Source organism: Microcystis sp. BLCC-F209 (assembly GCF_041928595.1).
Lineage (GTDB): Bacteria > Cyanobacteriota > Cyanobacteriia > Cyanobacteriales > Microcystaceae > Microcystis.
The window spans coordinates 1-2,862 of record NZ_JBHFLL010000179.1 but is presented as its reverse complement, the minus strand read 5'-3'; the positions used below and the strand labels follow the sequence as shown (position 1 = coordinate 2,862).

Genomic DNA, 2,862 nt, shown 5'->3' with positions numbered 1-2,862 from the left:
CTTTGGTGGGTAAAATGTATTCTAAGATACATTTCTCAAGAGCGAGGGGGTGGAACGAACCACAAAGACACAAAGGACACAAAGATCGATCGATCCTATGTCAATTAAACTTATCACACAGAACCTAGAAGAGCCAAATATTCTGATTCGGATTAGATTATTGCCTGAACTTGGAGATGATATATTCAACAAGTCAGATCGGCTCGACTTTGTGTTATAATCAAGGTAAGGCTTTAAAGACGATATTCTCAGCAAATTATGCCTATTGTTCTTACTGCTACTCTAATTTCACCGAAAGATTAATTTAACCTTGATCTGTCGGGACTGATTTCTTAACCTTTTAATAAATTGATTTTTTCCCTAGTCAGGCTAGAATCAGTAGCATTAGCATCCAAGATAATCGGGGTAACTTGGCTTAATCTGGGGTAGTATGGCCAAAAACGCCCAAAATAGTCAAATTTAGGCTGAAGTGGCTTCTTACTAACTGTTTAATCTATTATTTAGGTATTAGACTCTATGGCTAAAGCGTCCACCGTAACTTCCGAAGTCGATCTTAAAGATTCGCAATATTACTTTAACCGAGAATTAAGCTGGTTAGAATTTAATCATCGCGTGCTTTATGAGGCACTTGATCCTCGGACTCCCCTACTAGAAAGATTAAAATTTACCGCCATTTTTTGTGCCAATCTCGACGAATTTTTTATGGTACGGGTGGCAGTTCTTAAACAACAGGTAGAGGCAAATGTAGCCGTTTTAAGTGCCGATGGCCGGACTGCCTCGGAACAGCTAACCGAGATAAGTAACCGTCTGCGTCCCCTTGTGCAACAGCAGGATCATCTTTTTGAACACACCCTGAAAAACCTCTTAGTAGAACAGGGAATTCATCTGATTAACTATGTGGATTTACATCAAGAACAGCGCAATTATCTCCACGATTACTTTGAACAAAATATTTTCCCGGTTTTAACTCCCCTAGCGGTGGATCCTAGTCATCCTTTTCCCTATATTTCTAATCTCAGTCTCAATTTAGCCGTAGTCGTTCGCGATCCCGACACCGATAAAGAATTATTTGCCAGGGTGAAAGTGCCGCAGGTTTTCCCCCGTTTTCTGGCATTATCCAAGGAATTACGCCACCAAGACGGAAAAGCTTCGATTTGGACGGGAGTACCCCTTGAACAGGTGGTAATGCACAATTTAGAGGCACTTTTCCCCGGCATGATCATTCAAGAATGTTATCCTTTTCGGGTGACACGCAACGCCGATATCTCCGTCGAAGAAGATGAGGCCGATGATTTATTATTAGCGATCGAGGAAGAAGTCCGCAAGCGCCGCATTGGTAAATCGGCAGTACGTCTGGAAATTCACAGTTCTACTCCTAGCAATATTAAAAACCGGATCATGCGCGATCTCGGACTTGAGGAGATCGATGTTTACGATGTGGATGGAATGCTGGGACACAAGGATTTATTTTATTTTCTGTCCTTACCCTGTCCCGAACTGAAAGATCCGCCTTGGAATCCCGTCACCCCACCGGTTTTACAGGGATTGCGAGAAATAGTTGACGGTAACGAAGACGGGATACTAGAACAGGATGGCGAAGATATTTTTACTTTAATTCGCAATAACGATATTCTCGTTCATCACCCTTACCATTCCTTTAGTGCCTCAGTACAACAGTTTATCGCCCAGGCTGCCCATGATGCCCATGTTTTAGCGATTAAAATGACTTTGTATCGTACTTCCGGAGATTCCCCGATTGTCAATTCCCTGATTGCGGCGGCGGAAAATGGGAAACAGGTAGCGGCGTTAGTGGAACTAAAAGCACGCTTTGATGAGGAAAATAACATTACTTGGGCGAAAAAGCTCGAACAAGCCGGAGTTCACGTTGTTTATGGCTTAGTTGGTCTAAAAACCCATACGAAAGTGGTTCTCGTGGTCAGAAAAGAAGGGGATAAAATCCGTCGTTATTTCCATATTGGCACGGGTAATTATAACCCAAAAACAGCTAAATTATACACTGATTTGGGCTTACTTAGCTGTCGCGAGGATTTGGGGGCAGATATCACCGATTTATTTAACTTTCTGACCGGATACTCCCGTCAGCAATCCTATCGCAAACTTTTAATTGCTCCCGTGAGTTTGCGAAAACGGATGTTAGCAATGATTGAGCGCGAGGCCAAAAACTGTAAAAATGGGGGTACGGGGCGCATTGTGGCAAAAATGAACTCTATTGTCGATAAACCGATTATAGAAGCCTTATACGCCGCTTCTCGTGCTGGTGTGCAGATTGACTTAATTATTCGTGGGATCTGTTGTTTACGGCCCGGATTGCCGGAAGTGAGCGAAAATATCCGAGTAATTAGCATTATCGGCCGCTTTTTGGAACATTCCCGCATTTTTTACTTCTACAATGGTGGTCAGGAGGAGGTTTATATTGGTAGCGCCGATTGGATGACGCGGAACCTGACTCGTCGCGTGGAAGCAGTGACACCCATTGATGACCCAGCGATCGCCAAAGAACTGGAAGAAATTCTCGGCATCATGTTGTCAGATAACCGGCAAGCATGGGAATTACAATCCGATGGCAGTTATATTCAGCGTCGTCCTGCCAACCAGGGACAGGAAAGCAGTACCCATGTAATTTTAATGGAAAAAGCCCTTAAATCTGCGGGGGTTAGTCAATAGGAACAGTGATCAGTTATCAGTGATCAGTTATCAGTTATGGCTCTTCTAGGTTCTGTGTGATAAGTTTAATTGACATAGGATCGATCGATCTTTGTGTCCTTTGTGTCTTTGTGGTTCGTTCCACCCCCTCGCTCTTGAGAAATGTATCTTAGAATACATTTTACCCACCAAAGCTGG

1 protein-coding gene is annotated in these 2,862 nt (G+C 43.3%); it reads left to right on the top strand.

The features are described 5' to 3' along the window. The first annotated feature begins 516 nt into the window (after positions 1 to 516). Entirely contained in the window at positions 517 to 2,685 is a 2,169-nt protein-coding gene (ppk1, locus tag ACE1AQ_RS11380) for a polyphosphate kinase 1 (RefSeq protein WP_106908366.1), read from the top strand. Positions 2,686 to 2,862 lie beyond the last annotated feature (177 nt).